This window comes from [Bacillus] selenitireducens MLS10 (assembly GCF_000093085.1).
Lineage (GTDB): Bacteria > Bacillota > Bacilli > Bacillales > Salisediminibacteriaceae > Salisediminibacterium > Salisediminibacterium selenitireducens.
The window spans coordinates 1,076,107-1,092,082 of sequence record NC_014219.1; the positions used below are offsets into that span (position 1 = coordinate 1,076,107).

Below are 15,976 nucleotides of genomic sequence, written 5' to 3' on the forward strand. Positions count from 1 at the left end.
CATTTGAGGGGGAAGTAAGGAATGGGAATATTTTTACGGGTAACCGGGTTATTTTTGATTGTATTTATAGCGGTGAACCTTTATTTTGAGATGGATGTGAAAGGAAGTTTCATGACGAAAGACAGCGTGTCCACAAGTGATAACCACACGCTGATTCTGAAACGGGATGGTTCTGTTTGGGGATTTGGCTCTTCAACACGAGGTCAGCTTGGTGAGCGACCACCCGGATCAACGCCTGGTCGGATTCATCAGTCCAATGGCGGTTTTCTTGACGGCGCCGTCTCTGTCAGTGCCGGAGCGCATCACAGTCTGGTTTTGATGAAGGACGGAACTGTGGTGAGTTTTGGAGCAAACAATCAGGAGCAGCTGGGTCTTTATTCGAATGCGGCCTCGGTCAGTAATCCGACAGTGATTAGTGAGCTCACTGATATCATTGCGGTTTCTGCAGGCAGTGATTTCTCGCTTGCGCTCGACGGCAGTGGGAATGTATGGTCGTGGGGAAGCAATGCATTTGGAAAAGGCGGTCACGGTTCAGTCGGGGGAACGATCGCGACACCCGAACGAATCACAGATCTCGAAGAACCGCGAATCGTTCAGGTATCTGCCGGGTTTGAGCATGCCATGGCGCTTGACGATGAAGGGAATGTCTATTCATGGGGGTCAGGAAGATACGGTAAAGCCGGCACTGGACAAACCGTGGAGAATAACCCTAATCCCGAAGTGATTTCCGGGATTCCGGAAATTGTATCTGTTTCAGCAGGAGAAAATCACTCTCTCGTTCTGACAAGGAACACTGGTGCCGTTCTCGGTTTTGGAAGAAATGACTATGGTCAAATTGGACAAAGCGGAAGAAACGATCATGTTGAACCTGTTGTCATCAGTGGACTTACAGATGTTACAGTCATCGAAGCCGGTGCTGATCTTTCCGTTGCCGTGACGGAGAGTGGAGAGCTGTATCACTGGGGAAGACAGACGGCAGGCACAAATCCGCAGTTTACAGTCAATCCGGAAAAGATGGATTCAGAGCATGAAATGGCATCGGTCTCGGCCCGGCGTGATCTTTATGCCGTTGGGACGAATGGGAACGTCTACAGATGGACGCCAGGGCAAACGGATCCGTTAACTCAGAACCAGGTGATGCAACGGGTCGGCGGAATCGACTCCGTTCGTCAATATCCTTTTTATCCGTATGTACAAGGAGATGAAGTGATCTTTCGCTATGTTGGACAGGCGAGAGAAGTGCAGGTTGTGGGCAGCTTTAATCAGTATAACCCGATTGAACTCGAGAGACTGGAGCCGAACGGTTCTGTGTGGGAAGCCGTAATGACACTCCCTGAAGGGGAACATTTTTACGGGTTTCGTGCAGACAATCGATGGAAAGTCGACATGCTGAATCACCGGAGAACAGTAAATCGTTCAGGAGACCCTTTTAATGTCATCGAGGTGGAGGAATTCTCACATTTGAGTCCTGAACTTGATGGACGTCATGTGACGTTTCATTATTCAAGCAGGCATGATCGGGACCGGCTCTTTGAGCGGGAAGCACAGACCGGCAGGGTGATGGTCACAGGCAGCTTCAATAACTGGACGGAAGAGCCTCTGCAAATGAGCGGACATCATACATGGACAAAGACCGTCTCCATGGATGATGGACAACATTTTTACCGTTTTGTCGTGTATGACCAAAATGGGGATCGAAGAGAAATTGTTGATCCGCTTAACCCGCAATTCGAAACGCATGCGGTGACGGGTAACAGTCGCAGTTTCTTTCATGTGACGGACGAGACTCAGGTAACGGTACCTGTGGAATCGATTGTGATCCGTTCCGGTTTTCCTGAACCTCTCCGGGTGGGAGAAGAGTTTCCGGTTCGTGTTGAACTCCAGCCTGCGAATACGACGGATCGAAGCATACAATGGGAATCGAGTAACCCTGCCGTCGCATCAGTCACACAGACCGGTACGGTTCGGGGGGTTTCAGGAGGTTCAGCCGTTATCATTGCGGAAGTTGGTGGCAAAATAGCGATGATGACTGTTGAAGTGACCGGTTCATCATCTGATGTGTCTTTCCCGCAAGCAGGATACGAAAATCTCGGTGACCGTACGAATGTAGCACCAGATAAAGAATGGACGATCCGTTTCAATACCGCACTGAATTCGCAAACCATATCGACAGATCATGTCTATGTGATGAATCGGCGTGGGGAACGAGTCAGAGATGCAATAGTGAGACCGGGGTCGAGGCCTGATGAACTGGATATTGTGCTCACTCGAAGCTTTACTTATGAAGCTGGAGCGACTTATTTCCTTATGATTGAAGAGGGGCTTCAAAATGATTTCGGGTGGAATCTGGTTGAGCCAGGAATGATGAGATTTGTTGTTCGGCCATTGAACTGATTTCACCGTTTCGGGTGTTTTTCAATACTTTGTAAAAGAACAGTTTTATCCATAGCCAATCAAACCTTGTCACTTTTAAGAAACGAAGAGAAAAGGTCGATCAACATCCAATTTTGGAGTTGATCGACCTTTTTCGGTTCCTGAATATAGGCTCTAAAATATATGTTGGGGTTTAGAAACAAGGGTTATTATTTAGGGATCAGGCATTCAACGGATTGTGAAATAAAAATGAATCAGATTTGCTGACAGATTTCTGCTGTATTCTTCCATGATGGTATGGTCAACAACCAGCCGGTACTCTTCACCACGTGAATAAGGCGTCTTAGGAATGACCTGAATATGCTGCGCGGAGTCGTCTACCGTGAGTGTAACAGGTTTTCGGTCACCAGTTGTTGTATTTTCCACGTAAATGAAACGGTCATTCAGCGTGTGGCGACTGATTGGGCCATTCAGCTCAATTGTCCATATCTTGTCAGCTTCTACTGGTGCATCTGCTTCTTTTCTTTCAGGTTCCGGAGTGTTGAATGCCCGTACAGTGCTGAATAAACCCTCTCTTTTTGCGACAAGGTACACTGTCTTGTCTTCTGGAACAGCAAAGTTCTCACCTGTGACCAGGTTCCATTCACTGGAAGGGTTCTTTCCTGTGCGAATACTGTACCCGTTTGCTTTTGGATGGAACTTGCTTCGTACAAAGTCAATTTGTGCGGAATCCTGAGTCCAGTAATAGGCAGTTTCGGGTTCACGATTCAATACCTGATATGGGCCTGTACCTGTGATGACAGGCAAACGCGGAATATGAGAGTTATCGATCCAGGCATACGAGCTGAAACTGTTTAACGCTGCATAACTTCCGTCGATTGTTGTTCGATCGTGATATCCGGGTAATGCAGTGGCCTGTACTGGTGACTGAACAGCGTCGATCCGAACGAGCGAGACAGGATCATCCGACTGTTTGGCCAGTTCCGCGGGTTGGATAAACGGCTGATTATCTGTTGGCCAACGAAGCTCGAATGCCCTGTCAACGGCCTGATACCAGTCTGGCGCTTGAGGTCGGAAAGGCAAAGTATAGAATCGGATATTTCCTTCTTGACCGGGTGCGGCCTGCTGAATGATATCGTTATTGATTCTCACGGATAAATGATTTTGAGTATTATGAATCACTGCATGCAGTCCCTGATTTCTGAGGAACTGTAGAGATCTGAGAAGCGGCGATTGAAATACGGAACCGATTAACTGATGGTAATAGCTTGATTCTTCCCACTCTGCTGGGCCGGGCACATTGACCGGTTCGACTTGCAATCGATAATCGGCTGATCCTGCTTCATTCTTTACAGTGAGCTCAATATGTTCACGAACATTTAATTCCAATTGAAAGCGGCTTAAGCTTTCGCGGTAGATATTGTCTCCGATTTGTATGGAATCACCGTCAAAAAGGGCTTCAGCATCCACGGTAATCGTATCTGAACCAGCCAAATAACGCTCCGGAATTTGGATTTTGATTTGCCGATTGGCTTCATCTTGAGTGATAACACTGTTAATCCGGAATTGATTCGTATTGATGGTCAGTGTATGAAGAACAGGTTCGATACTGTGACGTCTGACTCGGATAGGATCTGATGGTGCACTTTCGACGTCGTTGACGGTTTGCGTTACGTAATAACCGGAACCTGAGGGAATACCGGCAAAGACGGCGGATTCACCAGGATGTGGTATTTGTCTGTCAATGATTTGGTTATTCGCATTATAAAGAGTGATTTCGGTTTGAGTTCCCGGGAACATTCCGTCACGGCCAATGGTGATATTGCTGCTTTCAACTGAAATTGCGTCATCTTCAATGATATAAGGTGCAACAGTAACAGAACGACTGACAGGGGCAGATTCATTGTTTGTCCGTACAGTCGACAGGTACGTCAGAGTGTAGTTACCGGGATCGAGTGTGTCATCAGGCCAGCTGAAGGAAGACAGGTCGTTCTCACTTGTGAGTCTTCTTCCATTCTTTGTGATTTCAAAGCGGACGTCATAATTCTCGTCACCAATAAGGGCTTGTATATTGTCGCCATAGAGGTAATCGCTAATGACCGCACCAGGATCACTGAATGTATTATTGTTCCATATAGATGAAACATCTGTGTCGTATACAAAGCTGTATGAACGCTCTCCAAGAAGGGAGATCATCGGCTGTGATTGTTCAAGGATGTCCACGATGTTAGAACGGGGACTTTTCAGAATGACATCTTCTGTTTCCGTCACGCCGTCGGTAACCTGTGTCTCCTCCACTTTGATCACCTGACGAACATAATAGCTTCCGGGTTCAAGGCGATTGTTAATGAATCCGGGTATCTGTCCTTCATCATCAAAGCCTGAAGGGAAAAAGTTGAACGTTGTTTCTGTGTCTTCCCGGCGGATATCAAAGTTGTCAAATGTACCGGTACTGTCCTCCGCGCCGTCGATAAACGGATAAAGAAGACTGTCCGAACCTGTCACCTGATAGCGGTACAAATACAGATTTGCATTGAAACCGGTGATAACCTGTGTGACATCTACGCGACCAATTTCGGCGAGTGTCCCGATCGCATTCGGAGGCGGGGGAATGACAAACACGTTACGGGACACGGTTTGTTCATTGCCTGAACTGCTCATCACCGTATAAGTGATTTCGTAACGGCCAGGAGAAGTATAGTCAATATTACTGTCGTCGATGACAATCTCACTTCTGTTAATTTCCCTGTCAAGATTGTCTCTTGCGGTAATACCGGCCAGGAAGTTATCTCTCGTAAGCTCATCATCGAATTCTGTGAAAAGGGATGGTTTGATAAATTCCCTTCTTCCCTCCTCAATATCGTCAGGACCACTTACGAATATATTACCGTCAACAATGAAGTAAGGAAGAGTTGTATCGGTTACAGTAAAGGGGTCGCTTATAGCGCTCTCTTCACCGTTGACGATCTGCTGAAGACGGTACGTTCCTGGAATCAGTCTGTTTACAACATGGCGGGTTTCCAAAGGATTTAATGAAGAATCAGTGAACTGGTGAATCACTTCGTTCCCCTCTGATAATACCCTTACAGTAGCCGTTTGTTCTTTGACGTTTTCAACAGGTCTCGTGAAAGTGAATCCCCCAAACGGGTTGTCAAAGAGTACCTGTAAATCACGCTCACCTGTCTCTTTCGCAGACTCCCATGTATTGAAGACTTCTTGAACAGATAAAGGGGGCGGGAGTATGGTGATTGCTCTTGTTACAGTATCTTCGGTTTTCGGTGAGCCGGGTTCAGCATTGTTCAAAGCGGTGTATTCAACGGTGTAGCTTCCGGCAAGGCCCATCATGCTGTCGTCATAAGTTAAGTCATAGCTCCCTAAAAAAGGAGGGAGATTACCGGTGATCTGGTCATAGGAATAAGTCAGACCATTTCCGAGTGTTACTTGAAAGCCATCGGTCAAAAACGCTGTAAAATCATCTTCTGACGCCGTTGACAGAATACTGTCAGAGTCAAAATCAAGATTGATGACAGGGGGGCTTTCGTCCCTGATGATGATTTCGTCACTCTCAACTTCTGAGCCTTCAATCGATGCACGGGCATAATAGACCCCTGGACGAGCGGTTTGATTGAAAGCGAATCGGATTGTACCGCCATTATCCTCGGGGAAGTAGGTTTCAGTAATCGTTTCAACTGTAGTGAAATCTGTTACAATCACTTCCGTATCAGGAGAATAACGGAGTTCGATTGTGACATCAGTCGAAGGTTCTTCTGTTTCTGGCGGATCTTCGCCATTACCATTTTCGTTGTCATTTTCACTGTCGTTCTCATTCTCATTCTCGTTATTATTTTCGTCCTTTTCGATTAAAGTGGACGTGATACTTACTTCCCCTTCAAAGTCATCTGTGAGAGAAATGCTATTTAGCTCATAGTCATATGTATCGCCGAGAACGGCAAAAGGAGCAAGCAGGATGAGGATCACAGGAATGCTTAGCCATTTTATGTTCAGTTTTTCAATCATCATCATTCTCCTTTCACGTCATGCGTAAAGTCGGCTATTGGATTACCGGCGCTGTCATACAAAGTGATTTCGAGTCTTGATCCGCCGTTGATTTCACCAGTATAGCCGGTGCTGAACTGCCCCGGAGCGCTGGGGTTCAGTGGCCGGGTCTCACCGTTAAGGGTGTATGAAGCTGATGTTGTTCCGCTTTCATGCACATCCACTGTGATGATCGAGAGCTCCGGGTTTGATTGAACGCTGACCTCTGCAGTGGCATCTGGTGCAGAAGGTTCGTAGACAAAGTATCTCGTGTAGGGTGATTCAAGCGTTTTACCGGATGTTGATCGGACCTCTTCGGAAATGGATATTTGATAGATGTCCTCAGACCGATAGCTTGTATTGGGAGTGATCTTGACGAGGTGATCTTCGGTTTCAACAGAAAAATCGATTTTATTTCCTGCTTGATCCTTTACATTTAAAGAAGATGTGTCGATATAATCAGTGTCAACATCATCAGAGAATTCGATCGTCCAGGTTTTCATTGGATTATCGGTCGTTATGACTTCATCTGCGGAGCTGAAGTTGGCTCCGATGATCAGGGCTGAGAAAAGTGCGGCAACTGTAATGCCTTTTTTAACATGGATCATGATAGGTGGTCCTCCATTATTTGTTATAGTAATGCCTCGCTGTTGAAACGCCGTGGTCAATCTGGAACACCCTGCTTTACCAGTAAGTCAGGGTGCAGAATATGCAATGTACTGGTTCCGTCTATTATATCGGTTGGGAGTGGGAGAAATTGAATAGCATACATAAGGTTTTCCTCTTTTTTATGATCGTCCTGATTACAACGGCAGGGCTTGGAAACAGTCACACAGGTGCTTCTGAAACAGGTCAGTTTGGTGTGGATTATTGCCAGCCTGGAGCAGGACTCGATCTCATGTTTGTTCTTGATAACTCTGGGACAGTCAATTTGGATGACACGGATAGCATCCGTTCATCCACAGTTTCAGATTACGCAGAAAATATGTTGCCGGGGGATCGCGGCGGAATCATTTCTTTTAATACCGAAGCAGACATGCTTCAGGAGATGTCTGATAACAGGTACGATCTGCTCGATGCTTTATCCGCACTTCCAGATCCTTCCGGAGGGACGGATCTCTCTCAGGGGATGCGTGCTGCCAATGAACAATTCGTTCAGACTAAAGGTGCAAACAAACAGATCATGGTTCTCATTACAGACGGAGCGGATACAATTAATCTCGCAGAGGTTTATAATCAGGTGAGAGAGGCCAGAATGAACGGGATCACCATCTTTACGTTGGGTCTCGGGTCTTTGGCAACTGGTCTTGATGAGGCTCTTCTTCAGGATATAGCTGATCAGACGCGAGGGCAATACCGTCAGGTACCGAACGCTACTGTCATCGAAAGTGTCCTTCAAGATATACGCAGCAGTCTCGAGGGAATGAGATCTCCACAGATATTCAGTGATTGGACGTTGACTGATCATTTTTCGACAGAAGGGGATCTTGAAATCACAAAAGGGACCCGAATGAACTTGAACGGCTACAATCTTGAAGTAGGCGGGGATCTTGTCTTGGCAAACTGTTCATCATTGAGGGCAGTAGAGGGTGAAATTACAGCAGGTGGAGTTGATCAGGATACTGATTCTCTTCTTCACCTGAATGACAGCCGGATGCATGTAAAAGAAGATCTTGTGCAGGATGGTAATATCGTCATTAATGGCCCTTACCGCGGGGACGCGGCAGAAATTCGGGTTGAGGGCCATTATCATCAGGGGGTTCTAGGTACACTCAGGCTTGCGGGCAGGACATTCGAGTCTGCGAATCATGTTGTACAAGAGGGCAGCATTTTGCTTGAAGGAGGAACGATGCGTACCGGGTTTGCCACGGATCGAACAGAATTCGTTCAAAGGGGACATTTTGATACAGGAGGAGGGTCGTTATTTGTTTCCGGATTTCTCTATGTTGATGGAGGACCTTTGGCTTCAGAAAACGAAGAGAAGGCGTTAAGGTTGAATGCAAATAACGGCTATATAGAGGCAGGAAGAATTATACAGGATGGCGGTCAGTTTTATGTCAACCGTGGCCATGTTGTTTCAGAGAGTGATTATATTTGGAATGATGGATGGTTGACCATGATTCATGACGAAGGTGGATACGCAGCGGATGAACCTGCGAATGCTTCACTTGATATGATGATCCCCAATGCAGATTTCGTTGACGTTAAAGGGAATTTTATTGTGAACAGCAGGCGTAATACAAAAGAGAGAGAATATATCCATTTAAATCAGGATGTGTCAGATCCGGCGCATCTGACAGGCGGAATTTTGAGGGTCGGCGGGCTGTTTCAGACCGAGGGGGACAGAGAAGACCATCTGATCCAATCAGACAGGTTTACAGAGTATGCCGATGATTTCAGCAGGTTTAATTTTGCAGCCGCAGACAATCACCGTGTCATCCTCACGGGAGAGCGAAATCAGGGTGCGGAAATAGAAGGTCGTGCATCCGGGTTTAATATTTTGGAGCTCTCAGGCACGCTGTTTGATTACAGCATTGATGGCAATGTCAACTTCAGATGGAATCAACTGGTAGAGACGGAGAAATCTCTTGAAACAGGCCTTCAGAGCCTCACGTTAAACGGGAAAACGATTTTCGACGAACCTGTTAATCAGCGCCTGTTTCTAAATCAAGTGATCCCCGGAAACGTACATTCCTCAATTGGGGAGATCATAGTGAACGCCGTCCCGTTGGATCCCAATGCAGGTGTAAATGTGCTTGGGAATCGCTTCAACCGTTCCGGTGAAGCTGAAGTCATTATTGAAGTGGTTGCTGCGGGAGACAGCAGTAAAACTGAAGTTTATGAGCTTCAGGTCATCAGAGAGGGTAGTGGAGACCGGGTAACAGGCGTTCAGCTGGCGAATAGCGCTCATTATTTTGTTGATATGGGCCGAGGAGTGATGATCCCGGAAGCGAAACAGCTTCAGGCGTCGATCACGCCTCAAAATGCAGAGAATCAGGAGTTGAGCTGGCGATCGAGTGACACGGGTGTAGTCACAGTCAGTCCGAATGGCCGAATCGTGCCTCAAGGTCAGGGCCAGGCGACGGTTGAGGTCATGACGGAAGATGGTGGGTATACTGCCCGAACAGCGATCACGGTGGATGGGCAAAATCAGGCGATGAGCGGGATTAACCATCTTCAGCATTTCTTTGGAGATCACAATCGTTATGATCGTCTTCTGAGGACTTTTACTCCGTCCGATTTCAGAGTGTTCGTTCCAGGATATTATATTCAGTCAACAGCATTTAATCCGACAGCTTCACCGCAGGGAAGCACAGGTTATATTAATACAAGTACGGTCGTTCAAAGCATTGAAATCAGGATTAATAATGGTCAAGTGATACAAGTACCGAGGGAATCATCCGGTCGATTTGCTTTGAATCAATCCAGCCTGACTTTGCAGAATGGTGATTTTATTGAGATCACAGCCCGTAATTCAGCGGGAGATGAGCTGGAGAAGCTCCCGGTTGTGTATCCGATCAATTTCACTGGAGGCAACTTGTTCAGCCAGTCATACAGACTGGACACGCTGTTTGAGAATCAGGGCCTTTTCAATAATATCTTGAGTCACTACAGTCCGCAGTATTTGCAAATTGAGTTTGATTAAGCATACGGAGCCATTTAATTCTAGTGTAAAACAGTCCGAGAAGACCCGAACCTTTTCTGCATTGAGAAGGGTTCGGGTCTTCTTTAATTTGCAGAGGAACTGACAGTCTTGCTCAAGAAATAGGGGAATATGTATTGAAGACGATCGCCATTGTAATTAACGAAAAGACAGGTATTCTTATTCAAAACCCTCATTGATCTTCTGTTCACTGTGTTACGACACCCATTTTCTGATAAACTGATGAAAATGGGATGAGAATTTGCTGACTCAGAAGGAGACCGAAAAAAATGAAGAAACGTACAGAACTTGTAACTATGTATTATTTTCCGCCTGCGTTGATTCTGTTTTTGATTTTTTATGCATCATTTCAACCGGCATCCGAACAGGATATCCGCCCTGTGCTGAGAAGAATGACAGACAGGGATTACTTATACACTCAAGGAGGACGGATTGCGGAGTGGCTGATTCAAATCCGTGAAATGCTCGTATTGGCTTTGAGAGAGCACACTGTTCCGGTGATCATGATCATGCTGAGTCTTATCGTCTTTGGCATTTTGTTCGTGAGGAATACCTTTCAAAAGAACAGAACGACGAAAGAAAAACTGGTTCGACTGTCGCTGCTTGGTTTTCTGATATTGGTTTTACTCGGAACCAGCGTGCTCGTGCTTGCCTCGGAAGAGATTGCTTCTGTGATCAGCGGTGCCGGTTTGTCTTCTTACGCGGTTTCTTTTTTAAACTGGATTGATTTTCACTATGCAGGCAGACACGTCACGCTCGAGAATTATGGAATGGAGGGATTGCTGAATTTTCTCTTCCGTAAATCCGCGCACTTTGTTTTGTACGCTTTACTTGCTTTCTTCATGTTCAGGGCAGTTTATGCGACAGCGGGAAGGAAAGGATTGGGGTTTGTTTTGGCAATGGTCCTGGTCATCACAGCGGGAAGCCTGGATGAGTTTCAACAGTCGTTCAATCCTGACAGGTCCGGGCTTGTCGAAGATGTTATTCTCGATACAGCTGGTGGATTTTTCGGGGTTTGTCTTGCCCTACTATTATCACCCCTCATGAGAAAGCCAGATAAAGAAACAAGAAAACATCGCTGAATCAGGCAAGAGATTATTGAGGAGATCTAATCACAGAAGTTGGTCGAGAGAAGTCCACTGCTCTGATTGACGAAGCAGTCAGGCACAAAAGTAATAAGAAATATAAGCAGCCTCTTCCCTTGATTAAGAGGGGAAGAGGCTGCTTTGATTTAGCTGAACCTTGTAACAGAGTTACACCACAAGGCGGAGATTATTCAGTCTTCATCTGATCCGAAGTAATAGTAAAAGAGTACTTTGGCGGCCTGGTCGCGGAGGGCTTGACCTTCAGGAGCAAATGCCCCTGAACCGGTGCCTTCCATCAGGCCGAGTTCTTTAGCCATGGCGACGTATGGAAGGGCTGTTGCACCAATTTCGTTTTGGTCGGTGTAGTCGGTTTCGAGATCAAGGTTGAGTTCGACAAAACCCTGTGCGATAAGCGTGCGAACGATCATAATGGCCATTTCCTGTCTGTTTAATGGCTCATCCTGACCGAACGTCTGGTCAGCGCGTCCTTGAATCAGATTATTCTCGTAAGCTGCGACAATTTCGGCCTCAAGAACACCGTGGGTATCGGTGAAAGGTGATTCAGAGTCTGAAGGTGAAATGTTCATTGAGCGGACGAGAAGCGAGATGAACTCACCTCGTGTAATCTGGTTGCCCGGTCGGAACGTATCATCCGGATAGCCGCCAATAATGGATTGACGGGCAAGCTTGACGATATAGTTTTCAGCCCAGTTTTCCTTTATATCGGTAAATGGCATAAGTGGAACGCCTACAGCAAGTCGTTCAATCTCAATCACTTTTTCAACCGTGTTACCGGTAATGTCTTCAAGAGCGAGATGGAAAGTGTTCATTCCCACATCCAGATCAAGATCGAGAGTGACGGTTTCGTTGAAATGGCGTTTTTCAGCTGGAAGTTCAAACTCGTGAGCGAACACTTCGTTCTGATCAAGATAGAGGCGAAGTTCATCGAAGTTGTCTTCCATTTCCACGTCGAGTTCATAGTTGCCGGTTTCATAAGCAACAGTCGTGGAATCAATGGAAGGTGTCAGGATCGGATCTGTGGTATCGACCATAAATTTTCTGGATATGGAAATGTCCGTTCCAAGTTCATTGACCGCGGCGAAACGAAAATCGTAGACGCCGTCGTCGAGTTCTTTTTCGTGATCAAACAAATAGGCATTCTCGTCGGAATTCCAAGTGATCTGGACTTCTGTTCCTTCGATGGTGAAGGAATCCAGATCTACGGCGGATTCAATATACCCGTTAAATGAAACATGACTGTCATTATAACCGGTGAGCAGATCCGGTTCGATGAGGTAAATATACGGTACATTTCCGTCATCAATTCCGGTGCGTTCAACAGCCTGATTACCGGCATAGTCATAAGATCTGACCGAAAGAACAGATCCTTCAGGAAGGGAATCTTCGAACTCATGGAGGTTCGTCGTTGGCGGAATGGTGTCTGCATAAAGCTCGCCATTCAGATATATATCGACATGTGAAACTCCTGAGCCATCGTCTTCTGTTATCCAAGTCAGGGCGGCATCATCTTCAGAATAAGTAATCTCCAATGCCGGTGCTTCTGTGTCTACGAAGACGGGCAGATTCAGATGTTGTTCATCCGCATCCGGGAAGTCCGGTGTGGCAGCTATCTGATAATAATACCAGCCATCTTCAACGCGTTCACCACCGGTTGTTCCGTCCCACGCAGCGCTTTCAAATATGTGGAATGGATCTGCTAAACCTCCGTCAAAATAATTTTTCACTTGGTTTCTGGCGGTTCGCAGTGTGCGTAAATGGTTGCCTTCATCATCAAGAATATTAAATTTCATGGATTTTGCATTTCGTAACAGAGATACGACAGGTATAACCGGTGTTAAATCAGGGTTAAATGCTGCACGATCTTCTGCACCTTCAAGCTCTGTCAATGGATCGTTGCCGAGAAATTCAAAAGCTTCGTTGATTAAAGATGTGTACCCATAGTAACTATCACCGACATCGCTGTAAATCGGAGAATCGATGATCGGAAGGGCACCAAAATCTCCGTTGAAACCGGCAAACGGCAGACTGAGTGACGGGTACTCATCGGACTGATCATGGAGCCAGATAAAGCCATCGACGAAGTAGCCGTTCTCAAACGCTTCTTCAACATCAATAAAAGACTGTGAAGCAGCATCATACGTCATGGCGTCAGTAAGGTTCATTTCGATGGTCAGTTCTGCAGTTTCTCCGGCTGGAACAGTAATCTCATTGACGTGTTCACCATTATCGGAGAATATGATATCTACGTTTTCAAGCGGGCTTGCTTCGAGTGTAAACATATCTCCGCCCAGCTGAAAACCGTAGGCTGGATCTTGGAAGACCATATCTGTCTGAACAGAAGCATCGAGATCATAAACAAGTTCGCTCTCTTCATGATTGGTTATGGTGATCGAAATAGACGCTTCATCTTCGAATTCCCGCAAAGCAACTTTTGCTTCTCCGGAATCGCTCTCAACAGCCGTTGCGGGAGTAGATACTGCTGCGTGAATGTCGATGTCACCAGCCCCCTGACGCCTGGCTGAGTAATAGGAGGTGAAGTCGGTCATCGTGTTAGTGTACCCGAGGTCCACTTTAGGAACTGCAGTATTCATCAGCATGGTTTTGACCATGGAAGATCTGGCAGGTCCTTCGAGATCCATGGATTCATGGATACGTTCGAGGACGAGTGCAGAGGCTCCGGCCACATTGGGAGCTGCCATAGACGTTCCACTCATCAGACCGTATTCGCCACCTTGGAGCGTAGACAGGATATTTCCACCCGGAGCGGTTACTTCAGGTTTGAAGTCCAAGTTGGGTGTCAGTCCCCATGAGGTGAAAGCGGACATTTCTCCGGCTGTTGGACTTAAGATGGAGTCGGACAGACCATCAAATGACAGCAAGACCTCCTCGCCTTGTGTAACCCACTCAGCGAGCTGAGTGCCATCTTCATTCAGCATAAACAGATGCGGGATTTGGATGTCCGGATCACTCATCATATTAATGGTTCCGGCTTCGTTGTTGTAAATAATTGATGCAACGGCGCCATTGGCCTGTGCATTCAGTGTTTTGTCTGTAAAGGTATACTCACCGCGTATCATGAGTGCAATCTTGCCGTCGACATCAACGTTATCGAAATCTTCCGATCCGCCCAAACCGGCAAACACGACTTCCTTTGCTCCGTCGAGGGTTGCAACAGGATCGGCCTCGGAATAGCTGCCATACACCATGGTGCCCGTTTCGTCATTCACTTCGTATTCAAGGGCATCCATGGTGAGTTCTGAGTTTTCCGAAGAAGCAACAGAGAAGGAATTCGCAGAAATCGATGGAGCACCGACAACGCCAATATCAGGGTTGGAAGCTGATGGAGGCTTTGGCAGAGCCTGTCCAAACTCCGGATGCATATCCATAAAGCCGCTCCCAAAAGCGTCAGAATTACCGGCAGAAATCGTTACGATCACTCCATTTTCTTGGGCACGTTCCACAGCCCGCTGTTCGGGATTTGCTTCAGAAACAAAACCTGCCGGTGCACCGAGACTTAAGTTTAATACATCAACACCCAGTGCAAGAGCATCGTCAATGGCTTTGACATAGATGTCACCATAAGTCGTCGGGATGGCAGGGTCGTTTCCGAACACCTTCAGTGCCAAAATCTGTGCGTGAGGAGCTACACCCCTTATTCCTTCATCAGGATCGCCGTTGGCACCAACGGTCCCGGCCACGTGCATACCGTGCGAGGAAGCGTCAGGTGCGAGGTCAAGGATTTCATGATTGCTGTCCATATAATTGTATCCGTATGGGACTTTCTCAGAAAACCACTGTCCAGGACCGGTAAATACCGTGACATCATTTTCTGAGAGGGCCATTGCCGCATCACTCGGGAGTGTAAAATCCTGGTGCGCAGGATCAACCCCCGTATCAATGACACCCACAACCATACCTTCACCAAAATAACCGTAATTTTCATGAGTATGTATGGCTTTGGTCATCTCATTACTCGAAGACATATCAATGCGCTCATCTGGACGGTTGTACTCATTGACTAGTTCAACACTTCGGACCGAAGGCATCTGTTCGAGCGTCTTTACATCTTCAAATGCGAGCTCGAGACTCATGCCGTTCATCACGGTGGAAAATGATTCATGGTAAATGACATCGAGATCCATGCTGTTGATTTGGTTTTTTACCGACTGTTGTTCGGTTGTGACATCATTTTGGAGATCAGTTTGTTCCTGAACAGATAGATCCTGGAACGATCTGTTTGCTGATGTCGCTTTTTGAACAGGAGACTGTTCGCTCAGTTCGATGATGACGCGGACATTTTCGTCCGGGTCTAACGCGTTACTGTGAGTGTTTAGCTGATTTTCCTTAAATGAGACAGGATCGTCCTCGAGTGAAAATGAGGCCAGTGCGGATGGTGCAAAAGAAGATGCAAGAAGTAAGAGGGTGAGGCTGACTGCCGATGATCGTTTAATTAACGTTTTCAATGGGGTTTCCTCCCTGATATTTTATTTTGATAGACACTTGCCTCCCTTCACGCTTAGTCTTCCAACTCGATACAAATATAAATAAAAAATGGTAAATTGTCAAATGATTATTCAAACTATTTCTAATTTACAAATTTTATTGCGGACCGCAAATCACCTGACATTAGTGGATCAGTATAAAAAATGAAAAGAAAATAACATGAAAGCGCTTGACTGGAAAAAGTTTTTGTATTATATTTAACGAAAGCGGTTTCGAAATCCGGAAAATGACATTCCGACGTAATGACCCTTGAAATGGTTTGACCACATAGTTTATCTGAATATGTTGATTTAAA

Annotated in this window: 6 protein-coding genes; 3 read left to right on the plus strand and 3 right to left on the minus strand. The window is 46.3% G+C overall.

Annotated elements, in window-relative coordinates; all coding sequences use genetic code 11:
- Nucleotides 1-21 precede the first annotated feature (21 nt).
- The gene (locus BSEL_RS16980; RefSeq protein WP_013171894.1) at nt 22-2,394 is read left to right on the plus strand and encodes an RCC1 domain-containing protein; all 2,373 of its coding nucleotides are present in this window, start codon (nt 22-24) and stop codon (nt 2,392-2,394) included.
- 207 nt (nt 2,395-2,601) lie between these two features.
- Here BSEL_RS16980 and BSEL_RS04895 read toward each other — a convergent pair whose 3' ends face one another.
- Nucleotides 2,602-6,396 carry an immunoglobulin-like domain-containing protein gene (locus BSEL_RS04895; protein WP_083769515.1) on the minus strand — a complete coding sequence of 1,265 codons (3,795 nt, stop codon included), beginning with the start codon at nt 6,394-6,396 and terminating at the stop codon, nt 2,602-2,604.
- On the minus strand, nt 6,393-7,016 hold the full coding sequence (locus BSEL_RS04900; protein WP_013171896.1) for an Ig-like domain-containing protein: 624 nt from the start codon (nt 7,014-7,016) through the stop codon (nt 6,393-6,395). Before BSEL_RS04900 ends, BSEL_RS04895 begins: the two co-directional genes overlap by 4 nt.
- Before the next feature lie 149 nt (nt 7,017-7,165).
- On the opposite strand from BSEL_RS04900, the gene BSEL_RS16985 reads away from it, so the two are divergent.
- Nucleotides 7,166-10,054: a VWA domain-containing protein gene (locus BSEL_RS16985; protein ID WP_177304814.1), complete on the plus strand. Its 2,889-nt coding sequence runs from the start codon at nt 7,166-7,168 to the stop codon at nt 10,052-10,054.
- A gap of 287 nt (nt 10,055-10,341) precedes the next feature.
- The gene (locus tag BSEL_RS16990) at nt 10,342-11,154 is read left to right on the plus strand and encodes a VanZ family protein (RefSeq protein WP_013171898.1); all 813 of its coding nucleotides are present in this window, start codon (nt 10,342-10,344) and stop codon (nt 11,152-11,154) included.
- 194 nt (nt 11,155-11,348) lie between these two features.
- Here BSEL_RS16990 and BSEL_RS04915 read toward each other — a convergent pair whose 3' ends face one another.
- Nucleotides 11,349-15,641: a S8 family serine peptidase gene (locus BSEL_RS04915; RefSeq protein WP_013171899.1), complete on the minus strand. Its 4,293-nt coding sequence runs from the start codon at nt 15,639-15,641 to the stop codon at nt 11,349-11,351.
- Nucleotides 15,642-15,976: the final 335 nt, after the last annotated feature.